Source organism: Wukongibacter baidiensis, from assembly GCF_050888315.1.
GTDB classification, from domain to species: Bacteria; Bacillota; Clostridia; order Peptostreptococcales; family Caminicellaceae; genus Wukongibacter; species Wukongibacter baidiensis.
Window position 1 is genome coordinate 4,130,486 of sequence record NZ_CP138202.1, and the last position, 18,346, is coordinate 4,148,831.

General features: G+C 36.4%; 6 protein-coding genes. All 6 read left to right on the plus strand.

Annotation, left to right across the window (positions count from 1 at the left end; all coding sequences use genetic code 11):
• Positions 1 to 315: 315 nt before the first annotated feature.
• The 6 genes from R9X47_RS18680 to R9X47_RS18705 all read left to right on the plus strand — a co-directional run bounded on the left by R9X47_RS18680 (position 316) and on the right by R9X47_RS18705 (position 18,011).
• Positions 316 to 4,386: an Ig-like domain-containing protein gene (locus R9X47_RS18680; protein WP_432662540.1), complete on the plus strand. Its 4,071-nt coding sequence runs from the start codon at positions 316 to 318 to the stop codon at positions 4,384 to 4,386.
• Positions 4,387 to 4,429: 43 nt separating this feature from the next.
• Positions 4,430 to 10,660, plus strand: coding sequence for an IPT/TIG domain-containing protein (locus R9X47_RS18685; protein WP_432662541.1), 6,231 nt, complete (start codon positions 4,430 to 4,432; stop codon positions 10,658 to 10,660).
• 117 nt (positions 10,661 to 10,777) lie between these two features.
• The gene (locus tag R9X47_RS18690) at positions 10,778 to 12,430 is read left to right on the plus strand and encodes a hypothetical protein (RefSeq protein WP_432662542.1); all 1,653 of its coding nucleotides are present in this window, start codon (positions 10,778 to 10,780) and stop codon (positions 12,428 to 12,430) included.
• A 14-nt stretch (positions 12,431 to 12,444) separates the two neighbouring features.
• Entirely contained in the window at positions 12,445 to 13,956 is a 1,512-nt protein-coding gene (locus R9X47_RS18695) for an S-layer homology domain-containing protein (RefSeq protein WP_432662543.1), read from the plus strand.
• 350 nt (positions 13,957 to 14,306) lie between these two features.
• Positions 14,307 to 15,716 carry a S41 family peptidase gene (locus tag R9X47_RS18700; protein ID WP_432662544.1) on the plus strand — a complete coding sequence of 470 codons (1,410 nt, stop codon included), beginning with the start codon at positions 14,307 to 14,309 and terminating at the stop codon, positions 15,714 to 15,716.
• Positions 15,717 to 16,409: 693 nt separating this feature from the next.
• Positions 16,410 to 18,011: a CTP synthase gene (locus tag R9X47_RS18705; protein WP_432662545.1), complete on the plus strand. Its 1,602-nt coding sequence runs from the start codon at positions 16,410 to 16,412 to the stop codon at positions 18,009 to 18,011.
• Positions 18,012 to 18,346 lie beyond the last annotated feature (335 nt).

Sequence of the window (18,346 nt, forward strand, 5' to 3'; positions counted from 1 at the left end):
AAGGTAAGAATTTTTATGATCTTGTTAAGAACATTACTACTATTAATAATAGAATACACCAATTATATCCAAAAATAAAGAGTTAGAAGATAAATGCTAAAAAAATTAGGTAGGAGGAATTGTTTTCTCTATTAAAGATATAGAATAGTTTTGACGATACATATAATGGGTAATACTTTGTAAAAATCCTTAGAAATTTGGTTTTTCGTGAAGAAAAATCAAAGTATAATAGATGTATTAAGACAATCCAGAGTATATTTTGACGAAGGGAGGAAGCCATAATCTGTAAGAAATATAGAGTATGGTAAGAAAAATATGAAGAAAACAAAAAGGGGATATAGAGTTTTCCTACGGGTTTTATTAGTAATCATAAGTTCTTTAATTATGTTTACTATATCACAAGCACTAATAAGCAATATGGATATTGATGTGAAAATAGATGGTATCACCACTGCAAATGGAAGCAGAGGAGTCAAAACTAATGTATCTAAGATAGATTTTGAATGGAAAGAGGGAACATACACCGTAAATGAAGATAGAAGCCTTGATGAAATAACTATAACTGCTAAGAATGGTGAAGAGGAAGAGGAAAGCTATAAATTTGAGGTCACAGGAACTACTTCAGGTATCCAGTTAAGGCCCAAAACATATACCTCTGATACTGGTGTATCAAAGTTATATCAACTTCAAAAGCATACACTGTATACTATACACATTCCAGCGGGATTACTTAGGAGTACGAGTTACACTATTAGGGAAGATGTATATGGAAATATAGATATTATTCTGGAAGAAAATGAAGACATATACTTTGACTTTGTTACTATTGGAGATGGCGGCCTAAATGATATTTTGGTAACATCTAGTCCTACGAACCTCCAAGAAAGAATAGATAGAGATGATGCCATTGTTTATGAGTTTGTCGATGATGTTTCATTAAATGCTCTCTTAGAATATAATATGGACATATATATAAAGAACTATATAAATATAACATCACAAAGCTTAAACGCAAGCTTAACAGGTTACCAAAGCGATAGTGCTGAGAATTTCACCCTGTCAGTTGATGGAAACAAGCTTATTATAAAAAGAAAAGATGGAGAAAAATTAAATGACTTTTCGAAGTATACAGTAAAGCTTTTAGATGGAGCCGTTTATTTAAAGAATGCACAATCTAAAAACTCAATATATAACGACTCTGGAGTAAACAGTCCAGGTGTAACAACAGAATTTAAGACAAATAAAACCGTTGCCGAGACAAGCCCAGAAAATGATGCAACCATGGTAAGTCTAGAGCCTACCATTAAGATAAAATTTAACTATTCTCTAGGAACCATAAATACCACCACAATTCTGAATAATATGAAGCTACGTGCAGGTGGAGCTGATGGAGAAGAAATTTCACTGAATACAGATAATACGAGGATATATGCCGATTACATTAACAAAGAGCTAGTCATTGAATTTAACGATAGAAATATTGAGAATAGCTTCTTAAGGCCCAATGCACCATATTACTTGTGGATCAATAAAGGGGTTATATCTGTTAATGCGAGTCAAAATATATACATAACTAATGAAGAAATAAACATAAACTTTACTACGGTAGGAGCAAGCAATAGTCCTGGAGTAGTATCGTACTCCTCAAGTTCTGATCTAGATGATGATATAAGGAAACTGGATTCAACGGACTTAGAGGATGATGGAAGTATATATATTGAATTTGACAGTGAGATAACCTTTGATAAAGCATTTAAAGAAGATCTAGATAACAATAAATACAATCCTGCAATTGCAATAAACAAGTATTTTTATCTCTATGATGTCGAGACAACACATGTAGAGCATGACTATAATCAGATATATAGTAATGAAATACATATATATAACTTTAAAAGAGTAGACCTAGATGGTGATTCAATAAATGAAACTACATATGTACATCCAGAGGGAACTACAGATATTAGTGAACTCAATGATATTACAAAGCTAAAAGCTCTGCAAATCAGCGCCGTTGAGATTTTAGAATATGAAAATGAAGAAAAAGTATTGAAGATAACACCTAAATATCCTTTGAAAAATCTAAATAAATATATATTGAAGGTTGATAGGGATGCCATTGAAAATAAGCAAGGATATAATATAGAATCTGATATCGAGTTTGATTTTTGGACAAAGAAATCCTGGGAAGAGCTAGATGGAAGCTGGGAAAGTGTAGAAAATCATACCATAAGTGATATTGAAAAGGAAGACGCTTATTTTGAAATGCCTAAATATGGTGAAGACTTACCAGCCGATGATGATAGTGATATAGTTGAAAAAATTGGAAAGCAGCCTATAGTTATAGATGTAAAGGGCGAGATTATACCAAAAGCTACAGAAGGGCTATTTGAGAGCTTGCTGAGTATTAGCACACTTAATGATTATTATGCTAGAGAGAAAAATTCTGATGGTTCCTACAGCGATGTTTCCGTAGAAATAGACAAGATTGCTATGGAGTACTATATTAAAAACGATATAAAATATACAAAGCTGTACATATATCCTAAGGAATTAAAATACGGACGACGTTATCGTTTAGAGATTCCAGCCAATGTGTTTGGAAATAGGGCGGGAGACAGTTTGCCAAGCTTAGAATTCCACTTTGTAGTAGAAAGTCTTAGTACTGCGGAAAAGGGTATACTGAGACTTGATAATAGTGAAAAAGGCGTTCTAGATATACATGAAGAAACATGGGAAATCCTTGTTAGAGGATACAATCTCAATGGAGAGATTGATAAGGTAGAGATAGAGAACATTGATAGTACAGAGCTATTGGAAATAACCACAAATGATATTGAGTTTCAAGATGTAACAACTATAAAGGTAAAGATAAGAGATGATAAAAAGCAAGAGTTCATACAAAAATTTACATCTATAAGCAGTCAGTTACAGCTTAAGCTTACAATACGATTTAAGAATGGAACAGTTCTAGTAAGTGATGAATTACTTTTAAATCCAAAGGATAAGCCTCCAGTAGAGGACAACGATACATCCGATCCTGATGTATGGTATGATGAGAAGGAGTTAAATCAAAGAACAATAGATGGAGAAGATAAACATTTTCTAAAGATAACATTTAAAGATCTAGACTTGGATGGTGATGGTGTAGGAGAATTAGAGATTAGACAAGCTACGGCCTTAGATGGTTCTATCGAATATCTAGGTCTGTCAAGACTTATGGAAGAATCCTCCCTAACGGCAGTGGGAAGTAGCAAATCCTTAATCGACACTGATTTCATTAGGGATGTAATAGCTGTATTAGGTGATGAAGACAAGTCTCAATCTGAAAAAGATGAATATCTTGAATACATATTTGAAAAGGATAGTGAAAAAGCAGAAGCCTATCTCTATGTACCTATAGAGCTTCTAAGTTCACAGACTACCTATAATGTAACCATAGCATCTAACGTGGTAGTTTACTCCGGTGGCGGAGACGGAAATGATAGTATTACATGGAGCTTTACAACTATGGCAGACCCTGTCATAACCGATATGCTTGTAGGTAGTGTAGGAGAAGATTACGATGAGGACGAGCCCCTCATAATTACAGGACAATTCTTCTATAAAACAGTTAAGGTATATTTCAACGATATAGAAGCTGAAGATGTAGATATAGAAGAGGATGATGATGGAACTATATACCTAGAAGTTTATCTTCCTGATGGAAATGATAGGCTAGAACCAGGAATATACAATATATTCATAGAAAATGATGATAACCATAGGAGAGAGCTATATGGAGTATTTAGTGTAGTTAAGGAAGGGGATAAAATTCCTACAGAAGAATATGTTTCAACGGATGTTTCCGTCGGAGAGGTAAGGGCAGAAATAAAGGTAAGTGAAAATACAGTTTTATTAAAATCAAAATATGCCGACGATAATGAAGTTGAGCTTGATTTAGATGAGCTTATGGGTAACAATGTTTTAGTTAGAAAAATAGTTGTAGAAGGCGATGAAGACGATGAGATAGACGAGTTAATTACGAAGTCTCGATGGGCCAATATAGATCTTTATGAGGTAAGCCTGGAAGATGATTCCGATGATGACGAGCTAACTATAACCCTTGGAAGAATAGAAGACACCTTTAGTCAGTCATTGAAGAAAAAACTCAAAGGGAAAGTACTTAAGTCGGAATTCATAAGGGTAAGCATTGAGAACTGTACCATAGATAAAGTAGTCCTTGAGATACCTTTCGAAAGGGCAAATCCAAAGAAGCTCAAGGTTTTAAGGTATGATGAAGAAACAAGAAACTTTTACATAGAACAGATGTCTATAGATCTAGTAGATAGAGTAGTAACTGTAGAAAGCAAGGCAGCTGGTATCTTCATTGTAGTAGAGGATTAAATTATAGCTTAAATACTTCAATCCATAAGGCGGTGTAAAGATTATGAAAAAGAGAAAAGCTAAAAACTTTATTAGTAGAACCGTTGCTCTGCTTATAGCTATCTTAATGGTTTTAAGCACAGCAGGCTGGGAGGATATGGTGGCCCATGCCTTTGATGCGGCCAATTATACAATTACATCTGTAGAAATTTACAAAGTATACGATAAAGATAGAAACCTAGAAATTAGAAGGATTGTAATCCGCGGAACCCATATAGATAATGCTGATGTATTCATGGATACTGGAACGGGCTTAGAGCCTCTTACAAATAGAACAATAAATACTTCTAATATACTTCAATTTGAATTAACCGATGACCAATTAGGTAGAGAAATTACTATTGGAGCAGCTAGGATTACCTTAGATGAAGCGAACATGCCTACCTTATCATCGGTTACGAGGCAGGTTAATAGAAATAAGCTTAAAGCTGATGGTGGAGAGATAGTACTTGAAGGTTCAAATTTGGGTACAATCGGAGGAACTGTAACTGCAAAATATGGACACTCTATAGCTGTCAATAATATGACATTAGTAGCTAATCCACCTGAGTATACAATGGAAAACCTTACAGGAGAACTAGGACTTCAAAATATAGCCTTTGAAAAGAGCAACACAGTTGCTGATGTTGAAATGGGTAGTGGAGCTCTTGCTCCTGTGGATGTCAAAATTAACTATAACTATCAAGAACAATTTAGATTGGTAGAAGATATTACAGTTACTGGTCTAAAGATGTTTCCCAACCGTGGAGTAAAAGGCGATAAGGTCTATTTTACAAGTACAGATCTAGATAGTTATGATGTTTTTTTCCTAACTGAAATAAATGGAACCGACCCCTATACAAATCAAAACAAGGGTAAAAATAAGACATTTCAACCTGGACCGACTCCAGGTGACGAAGATATTTTAACCGTGGAAGTTCCTGATATTCCTATCGGAGAATACTATGTTGTTCTTACCAACGCCGTTGCCGATGGTAATGACCCGATGGATGAAGTCAATCAGGTACATGTTGTAAAAAATGCAAGTGCAGCACCAGAAAAGTTTTATGTTATTGACGGAAGCAGTAAACCAACTATTTTAAATGTTCAACCAAATTCTGGACCAGATTCTGGACAAGAGGTTACGATATCAGGTGAGTTTTTAGGGACTATGAATATACCAGAATTTACACCAACTCTTCCTATTACTATAGATCATGAAGACCCTGCAGGTGATATTGACCAGGAAAAACTAGTAATAGAATATACAGCGGGTGGAACATATAACGGCATTCCTGTTACTAAGGTAACGAGAAGCATAAGTGTAACAATTGGTGGGAAAGCAAAATTTGTTCCAATGGTACCTATACCGGTCCCACCCCAATATGATTATAATCTCACTGCTGATCTAGATACAATCAAGGTAATGACTCCAGTGGTGAACGATGCAGAGCTTGACCCAACAAAGGATGTAGTAGCAGAGATTGAAACGGTATTTGAAATTGCTGGTGACGATATAGTTATTAAGGAAAGAGCAGAACTGACGAATGGATATACCTTTATCCCTAGTAAGTTGACTCCGACTATAGATGAAGTAGTACCTGAAAAAATACAGGTTGAAAATAATGGTGGAAATTTTGAACTTCAGGAAGATGTTCTTGTAGGTATCTATGGAGAAAACTTTGCAATCCATAAGTATGTAGATGGTGGTGGAACTGAAAAATTAATGTATCCTACAATAGAGTTCGGGGAAATTGTGTTGAATAAAAGCTTTGTAGCTGATCCTCATCATGACACAAATGTAGACATTAAGATATTTAATGATTCTGGAGAACTGTTGGATGGTACCGAGGGAAATGAGGTAGGAACAAAAATATTGATTACAATTCCTGCAGGAAAAACCGTAACAACTCTTGGAAAAACTTTTGTAAAAATAACGAATCCCGTTAGAAACTCTGAAAATCATGGATTGGATTTCCAATTAAATAACGGTATTGAATTTGTAGAACCAGCAGCAAGTAAGATTCCTGTAATAAATGAAGTTAATCCAAATATAGTAACCGTTGATGGAGGAGAAGAAATAACAATAGAGGGAAGTAACTTCCAAGATGGAGTAATGGTATTCATAGATGGAGCCAAAGTGAATCCAATTAATCGTTCCGAGGATGGAAGAGAAATAACCTTTACATCTCCACCGGGGAGAGAAGGAGAAACCCAGCTTTTAGTTATGAATGAAGAGGGTGGTATGGATACCCACTCCTTTACGTATGTAAAAACCTATACAAATCCCAAAATAAATGATTTTTCGCCTAAAAAGGGTAATACGGGAACTCTAGTTGTTGTTGACGGAGATAACTTCCTAAAACCAGATCCTACCGGTGACGAAGATAATATCTTTAAACTAATAGGAACTAGAATTTACCTAGAAGGTGTGGATATTAATACATACAACCTGGATACGAGCACTAATAAAGTTATCCTTAATGATTATAAAGCACCGGCCGCATCAAAAATATTCAGTGTGTCCGGGGGTAAGCTAGTGCTTCAAGATTATTATCACAGTATAGTTCTTAACAAGCAGCCCGAAAATAGATTCTACACAATAGATCTAGACTCAACAAAGACTCCGCTTATTACAAATGGAGTAGATGAGACGTATAAAATAAAACTAGATGGTGCAAATATCAAGGCTGAAAAGGAAGGCGGAGGAATATTTGACCTTACAGTTGAAACTGATGAAACTGATGCAGATCCTTTAAAACATTTTGATTATATAAAGCTTACTGATGGAGGAACCACTATAAACCTTAGACTTAAGACTCCATTTAAAATAGATGCCAACGTAATCGTCGGAGACAACGTTAAGGTCATTGATAAGAATAAAATATATTTCACAGTACCTATTTTAAATACAGAGGGATACTATGACCTTTCAGTAGTAAACCCTGATACCAAAAAGGATACAAAGGTAAATGAACAAGGCTTCTATTACTTTAAACAGCCTCAATCAAAGCCTGCTATAACTAAAATAGACCCTGATCAGGGATCGAATTCAGGTGGATATACAATATCTATTACCGGTACCGAGTTTATGGATAACGGAGATTCTAAAACCACGGTTATCATAGGTGGAGTTGAGATAGATGAAGATGATACAACCGTAAGTGTAGATGGAACCCAGATAGTGGTTAAAGTTCCAGCCTATGCAGGAGATTTAGACGAAGACCTAGATACCGACAGAATAACCGTTCCTGTAGTAGTTCTAAATCCCGATGGAGGAAGTGACAGTGTAGAAGACGGATTTACATACGTTATTCCTGCCAGTAATCCAGAAATAGTAAAAATAGTTCCCGGTAGTGGAAGTGCAGCCGGTGGAGATATAATTGAAATCACAGGCTTTGACTTTAGATACTTTGAGCCTTTTGATGACTTAGACAGAGATCAAGCCCGAGATGCAGATGAACCATTTAACGATGTAAATAACGATGGAGTATGGAATAACGAGGCACAGATTGGAACAGTAGATGATTGGACGAGCCCTGTAGCCTTTGAACATGAAATATACGACGAATACTATTCATCACCTATACTACCTAAGGTATACTTTGGAGATAAGACAGCTAAAATAGTAGAGTTCTCTAATGGATATCTAAAGGTTATTCTTCCTACAGGTAGTGCTGGAGATGTAGACGTATACGTTATAAATAATGATTCAGGGATATCCAACAAGGTAAAGTTTACCTATGATGATTCCAGTCCTACCATTACTTCAGTAGTACCTAATGAAGGAAAGAAGCAAGGACGGGACAAGGTAGAAATAAAGGGTACAGATTTTGAAAAAAGCTCTATCAAAGTATATACATATGATGCTGGTAACAATATAATCAAAGAAAGTCAATCCATAGTCCGTGTTAACTTTGGAAGAATAACTAACAAGGAAATACCAAGAACTGAGGAAAACTCAGGATTGATCAATAATGGAAGAACAACAGTTAATCTTGAAGGAGATCTTAAAATAGAGTATGACGGTGTAAATAATACATTAAAGCCATTTATAGAGGCAAATGATGTTATATATCAAATCTCTGGCGGAATAACGGGATATAATGATGAAGAGGTATATATACCCGTAAGTATGCTTAAAAACTCAACAGGCAGTTCCTATGATGGCTACGAACTGATACGCGTATGGGTAGAAGATGGCAGATTATTTGTAGAAAGGGGTTATGCTCCTGAAGTTGAATACGTAAGCAGTGAGCATATCATAGTAACTACCCCAAGCTACTATACAGTAGATACAGTTCCCCTTACTGTAATAAATCCCGATGGAGGGGAAGGAAAAACAAATTTCACATATAAAAACCCTGATAGCTCTCCGAAAATCACCAATATAACCAAGGAGGGAAGAGAGCCTATAGAAAAGGATGGAAAGAAAGTCCTAGAGGTAACCTATAAGGGTGGCAACATAGTAAGTGTATATGGAGAAGACTTTAGAGAAGATGCTATAATTCAGATTTCTGATATACTTACAATAGAAAAAGGAGATATAACATATCAATTACCAAATAGATTAACCTTTACCATGCCGGAGGTTCCTGAGTCGGAAATCGGAAAGCTTCATCGTGTTGTAGTACAAAACAAGGATGGTGGTATAGCCTCCTCCGATGAAACTGTGCCTATGGCAATATATATTCAATTTATAAAGGGAGAAACAGTTCCGCAGATAGGTAAAATAACTCCTGATAAGGGTCCTAGCAGTGGGGGCACTAAGGTGACCATTGAAGGAGAAGACTTTAGAGAGATAATGAATGACAATAGGATTACAGTATACTTTGGAAGTATACAGGTACCCGATGAGGATGTAGAAGTAATAAACTATAAAACCATTGAGGTTTACACACCTCCTCACTCACCTGGTAAAGTGGAGGTAAAGGTTGAGAACCCCGATGGAGAACTATCGGCTCCGGTAGGTGAATTTACCTATATAAGTACTCCTAATATAGTATCGGTAGTAAATCCAGCCACCGACAAAAAGATATACACCATTTCTATTGAAGGTGGAGATAGAATAAGAATCAAGGGTTCTGGCTTCAACGATGGTGCAAGGGTTGTAATCAATCCTGGACTGAAGAAAGTAGATGCTGATGATGAGTCTAGCGATTTAGTATATATTGGATCAGATATTTATAAATTAGAGGAAGGTTATATCATATCCGGAGTAGAATATATAGATAGTGAAACCTTAGAGCTTGTTACCCCTAGTGGTAAACTAGGTGAAATAACCTTAATGGTTCTAAACGAAGATGGTGGAGGAAGTAATACATATAAGGGAATCGAGTATGGATTGCCGGATATCTCTCCTCCAGGAAATGTTGTAGCAACCCTAATGTATGATAAATACATAAAGATAGACTGGGATGGAGTAAGCGGTGCAGCAGAATACGAAGTATTTGTTGTTATAGATGATGGAGGGGCAGAATATATAGGCGCCACTGATTTAAACAGTATCATCTATGAAGACTTAGAGACAAGAACTGAGTATATGTTCTTAGTAAAATCCGTAGGGGAGTATGGAACATCCCTAGGATATGGAGAAAGTAACACCGTTGAAACAGGAAGAGATGTAGAGGAACCAGATGATGATGATGGCGAAATAGACGAGAACACAGGGACCAAGAGAACAGGGGATAGCGTTGAACTGACCCTTGGAACATCGGATTACGATGATGAGGATATAGAGCTAGACCTTACAAAAACTGAGTTTGCAGGGACAAAGAAGGTAGTAGTAAGTATGCCAGGGTCTGTTATAGCCAGCGATGATGCTAGAAATATAACAATAATTGGAGGAGAGTTTAGGATAAAGTTTAATCCTAGAATCTTCTATAACTCAACAATAAAGGAAAACAAGTCAAAGGAAGATGTAGGAGTTAAATTTACAGTGAACTTTAGACAGAATACAGATAGTAAACCTTCTTCAAGTTCACTGTCAGAACCTCTGATGCTGGAAGGAAAGGTGTTTGATGGAAAGGAATACAGAAATATTGAATACCTAAAATCTGAGCTTCAGATAACTCTTGACTTTGATGAGCAAAAAGCAGCGATGAGAAGATATAAAAAAGTAGAGCTATATAGGTATGATGATTATGAAGATTCATGGACGCCGATAGCTTCGAGGGTACATGACTATGCAACAACCATTACAACTATGGTAGATGTGATGGGTAAGTATTCAATAATGGGGAAAAGAGAAGAGTAAAATTTAAACTAGTATAGTTAAGAGGGCTTTTGATATTTCCTAGGGTCTATAAAAATAACTCAAAGGAAATATCAGAATCCCTCAAGTACTGAAAATACTAAATAGGGAGCGATAAAAATGAAGAAAATTTTTTCGGCACTTGTTATTGTAAGTCTTCTTGCTATTAACAGCTTTTCCCTTGCTTACGGCTTAAATTTTCAGAAAAGTAAAGTGGTAGAGGGATTTTTAACTAGTATTGGAGAGAACGAGCTACAAATAGAAGAGTATGGCGGTGACGTCTATAAACTATCTTTAGAAGAAAACGCAGCAGTAAAGATAGATAATAGAGAAGCGAAGCTTTCAGACTTTAGAGTGGGGATGGAGGTCTATGGACGTACTAGAGGCACTAAACTATTCTATATTGAAGGCTATTCAACTTCAAACCTTGGATACATAAAAGAAGGCGGAAAGTATAGACGAGGAATAATAAAAAGCATTGATAGAAACCAAATAACAATTAAGCTTCCTTGGAATAAGGAAGAGATATACTACACTTTCCCAGGAACCATAATTACTAAGGATAGTCAGGCAGTATCACCAGACGTTCTTTATGAAGGAGACAGTGTAAAGCTTTACTTTGATGAAATCGACTCTAACATGATAAGTAGAATGGAGATACAAAGAGAGGGGTCCGTAAGGATCAAGAACCTTTATAGGGGTGATATAGGATTTTCAGATATGATCGATGACAGCATCAACTTTGAAAATCTAGAAGTATATAGAAATGGAAAATGGAAGGAAGAATCTCCTTCAGTAACTATTCCATATTCGTCGGACACACCTATATATACGGGAGGATCAGAAATCTCCTCACAGAAGCTAAAGTATATGGGTGGAAAAAGAAGCTATATGGTAGTAAAGGACTTCTTTGGACAGGACAAAATAGAAAAAATGGTTATAAAAAACCTTTACGAGAAGACCTATTCAGATAAAATTGAGAGTATAAACTGGTATGCTGGGAGCATGGAGCTTTCTAACAAGGTTAATCTTAAGTTTGATGAAGGCACTATAATAGTAAAGAATGGTCGAATGGTCGATTCCTATTCGATAGGTGCAGGCACCGATGCATTTATAGTAGCCGATGGGAGAAACAATGAAAGTGCTGCCGATGTTATCTATGTATATAATGAAGACGTAAACAACTCGAACATTGGACAAGCATATATATATGCAGGTGAGCTTGAAGAAATGACGAAGAGTAAAGTAATCTTAGATGACTTCTATCTTCTTCAGAAAAATGAATGGGAGTCCTTTAGAGGCGAAAAAGAGTTGTTCTATGATGATGATACTTACATATATGACCTTGAAGATGAAGAGATCATAACATCTGAAGAATTTTTCCAAGGGGAATATTCCATAGATGATGACAATAAAAAATCCAGCAAAGACAGAGATTGGCATGCATACGTATATACCGATGGAGACAGGATATCAACCATTCTGTTAAAGAAGAAGCTGGATTCATTAAACAGTCAAAGAGTAAGCAATGGTGTAATAGAAGAAGTTGAGGAAAACGCATCGGTAGGTTGGAGAGCTTACCTTAGAGATGCAGAGGATTGGAGTCCTAGGAATAATCAATGGATGGTGAGAAGATCAACTCTAAAGATTATGTTAGAAGAAGCCATGATTATAAAGAATAACAAGTTGATTGGTCCTGAAGAATTAAAACCTCAGGATAGATTATATGTAGTAAGAAACAGTAGTGAAGCCAAAATAATTATTGTAAAGTAAAGGAGGGAAGGTCAGTGAAGAGAGTTACAGCAGCAGTTTTAACAATTGTTATGCTACTTATTCCCCTTAGTGTATGGGCAGAACCAATGGATTTTGTTGGTGGAGTCCATAATGAATACGAATATACTGAGGTAGTATTCCTAACGGGAAAGCCTGTAAAATTTGTGGGAGAATATAAAATTACTATTAAGGAAAAGGAAGATGAAAAGACCGTAAAATACGATTTTAGACTGACTCCCGAAGACCCCGACATAGATGGAAGACTGACTAGAAGAATTACCCTATTAACGAAATACGACAAGAGGAACGATAAAGGCCAGACAATAGCCGATACACAGATAGATGGTAATTACTCAGAAACAATAACAATAGAAGATGAAAAGTTTGATTTAGAGGATTTCCAGTTTTCAAAATCCGATGTCATAGACAATAGACCTGCTTCAGACTTCTACTCAGGAAATCTTAAGGGTAGAAAATACTATGAATACTCTATAAGAGGTGCTGAGAAAGGTAAGGTAATACTTGATATCTCCGGTGGAGACGTTGGTTATAAAAACTTTTGGGGTGGGACTGAAACCCAACTAATAAACCATACAATAAGCTTTGATGGAATACTTGAAGATGATGATGGGGATGAAGAAGAGGAAGAATGGCAGGGAACTGTAAGCATTCAGACCTCTGATAGTACAACAAAGAGCTTAAAATACTCCGAAAATGAAGCCAACTTTTCCAGTTTTGATGGAGGGCATTTAAGAATAACCGATAGACAGGTAGTATCGCGATATACCTATAACATGCCTGAATGGAGGAATGGTCTGCCGAGGTCCCGCGATAGAGAAAAGGACACCATAGATTTATCGAGAAGCATGAACCAGAAAGTAGAGAGATTAATTGTACCTAAGTTTAAGGATGTTGCAGGACATTGGGCAGAGGACTATATCAAAAAGCTTTATTCTCTCGATGTATTTGAGGGCAGCGACGCCTTCTTTTTACCTGATGTACCAATGACGAGACTTGAATTTACTAAGGGAATCATTAGGGCATGTGATATAAGAGCCTCATTGGAAGAAAACAATAAAAAAAGAGCATCTAGAACAAAGAAAGAACCAGAGACTTCTTACTTTAACGATGTTAGTGTAGAAAATGAAGCTTATGACGATATAAAGCAGGCCGTAGATAAGGGAATAATAAAGGGTACAAGGGATAATGAGTTCATCCCAGATGGCCCACTATCTAAAGCTCAAGCAATAACGATACTAATAAGAGCATTGGGATTTGAAACAAAGGCACCTACTCCTGGATATAATACAGCCTTTAACGATGATGAGGAAATTCCATATTGGGCTAAGGACGCAATATATGTAGCAAGGGAAATTGGTCTCATTAATGGTGACATGAACAATCGTATAAACCCTAACAAAAGTATGACAAGGGCAGAAGCCTCTGCAATGCTAATAAGGTTCTTAGAATTCTTACAAAGAGATTTACAAAAAGACTATAGAGAAAATATAGTAAACTTTAGATAACTTAAACGTAACCTAAACTTAATAAAAGAGTAACAACTAGAAAATGTGACTAGGGGACTGACCCATCTGACACGCGTATCCCAGTGTGTCTGGGGGTCTGTCCCCTAGTCATATTTTCGCCTCTCGAAGACAACCCCCAATATTTACATCACCATCAAGCTTGCAACTTATAAGACAGAACTGTAAAATAATAGTGTGCTAAAATATATAAGTTACGAAAAATCTATTACATTCTGGAGATTTGCCATCCTCAGAAACGCTGGATGTCAAATCTCCAGAATGTGAGATCTTTATCGTATTATATATACTTAACATTAATCATTAAACTTTAACTTAGGGGAGGAAAGACCATGAAAAGAAGCAGAATAAGCAGATTATCCATTGCAATGGTACTAGTAGTAACTATACTAGCAACAGGGCTTATATATGCAGAAGAAGCAACGAAAACCTTTGAAAATCTAGAGGATAGACTAGATTATCTAGGTTCACTAGTAAGGTATATACAGGTGAAATACAAATACGACATTACAGAAGAAGAGTTAATGGAGGGCGCATATAACGGAGTATTTGAAGTCCTAGATAAGCACAGTAACTACTTTAACCCTGAGGACTTTGAAAGCTTTAATGTAGACTCATCAGGAACCTTTGCAGGTATAGGTATATCTGTAGGGATTAGAAACGATAGGATAACAATAATAGCGCCAATAGAAGGAACGCCTGGAGATAGAGCAGGACTAAAGGCGGGAGACGTAATAAAATATGTTGATGATATTGACATTTCAGACTATAACCTTGAGAGTGCAATACACCTTATGAGGGGAGAAAAAGATACTAAGGTAAGACTTGGTATAATGAGGGGAAACAGTACAGAAATACAATACTTCGATATAGTTAGAGATATCATTAAAGTAAACCCAGTTGAACATGAAGTTATTGAAGGTGATATCGGATATATAAGAATACTTACATTTAATAACAATACGAGCGAGAACATTAAGATAGCAGTAGATGAGCTTTTAGAAAAGGATGTAAAGGGTTTTATAGTTGATCTTAGGAATAACCCAGGAGGTTCACTTTCTGAGGTTGTTAAAGTAGCAGATTACTTTGTACCTGATAAATCGCCAATCGTTCATATAGAACATAAAGGAGATAAGAAGACTACCTATAAATCAAAGCGTGAAAAAATAGATAAGCCACTAGCCGTATTGGTAGACGGTGGTAGCGCCAGCGCATCAGAGATATTTGCAGGAGCCGTTCAGGACACAGAATCCGGTACGATAATCGGAACTCAAACCTACGGTAAGGGTACAGTACAAAACGTTTTAGCTATGTCAAATGGTGGAGGACTTAAACTTACGATAGCCGAGTATCTTACTCCAGACGAGAGAAAGATAGATGGCGTAGGCTTAACCCCTGATATAGTAATAGAAAACACTACAGCAGAAAATAAAGATGATATAAAGGACTTCGTTCCTATGATAGAAGACGTAAAACCAACGAAGGACGACAAAGGATTAAACGTATACGGAGCTCAACAAAGACTTGAATATATAGGCTACGAAGTTGAAGTTACTGGAATAATGGACGAAAAGACCTTCGAAGCATTAAAGCAATTCCAAGAATCCGAAGGACTATACCCGTATGGAACACTAGACTTCACTACAAAGGACAAACTAATGGAAAGAGCCATAGAAATATATAGCAACGGAACAGAAGACCTACAACTTCAGAAAGCTATAGAGGTAGTTCAAGGAGAGTAGCTGCTAGCCACTAGCTTCTAGCTACTAGGATTAGGGTCGAACCCATTAAGTTTCAAAACACAAGAGAATGATAAAAAGAACTATAAAGAACGGTCTATGACCGTTCTTTAGTTGTTTATATACAACTAAAGCATTAAAGCATCTCATATTCCCTAGAGCCAATACATAACTACGAGGACGAAAAGGTGACTCGGGGACTGGCCCATCTGACACGCGTATCCCAGTGTGTCTGGGGGCCTGTCCCCGTGTCATCTTTTCACTGGCTATTAAGCAAAAAACTGCACTCTCAAAGACCCAAAAAGCATATTCAAAACCCTAGCAATAAGCAGTTAGTAGCTAACAGCTAATCCTCCACAATTTACCACGCAACACTTTCTCCTCAAAATTCAAATATACCCTTGACTTCATTTTTCCTACATTATATAATATCTTAGTTATTAAAATGAAAAACAACAAAACAAACTATAAGAGCACCCACATAGGGTGCCCTGCCAATAAAGGTAATAGCCGAATTGTTTCAGTGAAATAGAGATTACAACAACATTTTACTGAAACATTATTAATTATAAGGCTATTATCCATAGAGAAAACGAGGACAGGTAGGTCACCCGTGGGGGTGACCTCTCACTTTTTTTTGAAAAAAGATAAAATATCCCACTTAAAACCCAAAATCTTACAGGAGGAATGTTAAAAATGTCGACTAAGTACATCTTCATCACCGGCGGCGTAGTTTCATCACTTGGCAAAGGAATCACAGCAGCATCATTAGGACAACTATTAAAGGCGAGGGGACTTAAAGTTACAATCCAAAAATTTGACCCCTACATTAATGTAGACCCAGGAACCATGAGTCCATATCAACATGGAGAAGTATTCGTTACAGAGGATGGAGCAGAGACAGATCTAGACCTTGGCCACTATGAAAGATTCATAGATATTAACCTTAACAAATACAGCAACGTTACAACGGGAAAAATATACTGGTCAGTACTTAATAAGGAAAGAAAAGGAGACTACCTAGGAGCAACAGTACAGGTAATCCCCCACATAACAAACGAAATAAAGGGTAGGGTATTCAGAGTAAGCCGAGAAAGTAACCCCGACGTAGTTATTACAGAAATCGGTGGTACAGTAGGAGATATAGAGAGTTTACCATTTTTAGAGGCCATAAGACAGATAAAGTACGAGGTAGGTAAGGAAAACATAATGTATATACACCTAACATTAATCCCGTACCTTGGAAAGGCAGGAGAATTAAAAACAAAGCCTACTCAACACAGTGTTAAACAACTTAGAGAAATAGGTATCCAACCCGATGTGATAGTATGTAGAACAGAAAAATCTATATCCGATGAGATCAAGGATAAAATAGGTCTATTCTGTAACCTTGACCCTAATAACGTAGTTCAAAATCTAGATGCAAATTCCCTATATGAGGTTCCATTGTTATTAGAAGAAGAGGGGCTACCACAAATAGTATGCGATAGATTAAACCTAGGCTGCGGTGAGCCTGACTTAACAGAGTGGAAGAAGATAGTTGACATAGAGATGAACCCTAAGTCTAAGGTTAAGATAGCCCTTGTAGGAAAGTACGTAGAATTAAAGGACGCATATCTTTCCGTTGCAGAAGCATTAAAGCACGCAGGAATAGCAAGTGAAGCCCAAGTAGAAATCGACTGGGTGCATTCAGAGCATTTAAATGAAGAAAATGTAGACGAGCTATTAAAGGATGTCGATGGAGTACTTGTGCCCGGTGGATTCGGTGATAGAGGGGTAGAAGGTAAAATAACGGCTACAAAATATGCAAGAGAAAACAAGATACCATTCCTAGGGATTTGTCTTGGAATGCAGCTGGCGGTAGTTGAATTTGCAAGAAATGTAGCGGGCCTAGCTGATGCCCATAGCTCTGAACTAAACCCTGAGACATCAAATCCAGTTATTGATCTAATGCCGGATCAAAAGGATATAGAAGATATGGGTGGTACCATGAGACTTGGAGTATATCCATGTAAAGTATACGAAGGAACAAAAGCTCATGGTGCATATGGGGAAGATCTTATATATGAAAGACATAGACATAGATATGAATTCAATAACTACTTTAGAGATATATTAAATGAAAAGGGACTTATAATAAGTGGGATATCTCCGGACGAAAGACTAGTAGAGATAGTAGAGGTTAAGGATCACCCTTGGTTTGTGGCTGGACAATTCCACCCAGAATTCAAATCAAGACCAACGAGACCTCATCCGTTATTTAAAGATTTCGTAAAGGCAGTACTTAAAAACATCTAATTAAGTAAGAAAAAACAAAAAAATATATATAAAGAGAGTCTAATGGACTAAATTCCTAGCATGCATAGGGATTTAGTCCTATTTTAATCACATGACATTTCGAAATATCTATTGTCATTTCTATTATTACTCAAAAAACACTATCATTTTTAAAGATTTTGCAGGAATTTTTTATGTTTAATAGAATATATATAACGTGTGTGGACATACTCAAAAAGGAGAGATGTAACCCCTATGTAATTAAATGTAATAATACTGTAATGGTAATTAAAGAGCTTTTAGAGTATAATTAGTTATGTAGTTTTGGACACCACACCAAACATCATTAGGTAAGG

Bases quoted from the DNA above. Each gene is read 5' to 3' on its own strand.
- R9X47_RS18680 (WP_432662540.1), top strand. From the start codon at position 316: ATGAAGAAAACAAAAAGGGGATATAGAGTTTTCCTACGGGTTTTATTA.
- R9X47_RS18685 (WP_432662541.1), top strand. From the start codon at position 4,430: ATGAAAAAGAGAAAAGCTAAAAACTTTATTAGTAGAACCGTTGCTCTG.
- R9X47_RS18690 (WP_432662542.1), top strand. From the start codon at position 10,778: ATGAAGAAAATTTTTTCGGCACTTGTTATTGTAAGTCTTCTTGCTATT.
- R9X47_RS18700 (WP_432662544.1), top strand. From the start codon at position 14,307: ATGAAAAGAAGCAGAATAAGCAGATTATCCATTGCAATGGTACTAGTA.
- R9X47_RS18705 (WP_432662545.1), top strand. From the start codon at position 16,410: ATGTCGACTAAGTACATCTTCATCACCGGCGGCGTAGTTTCATCACTT.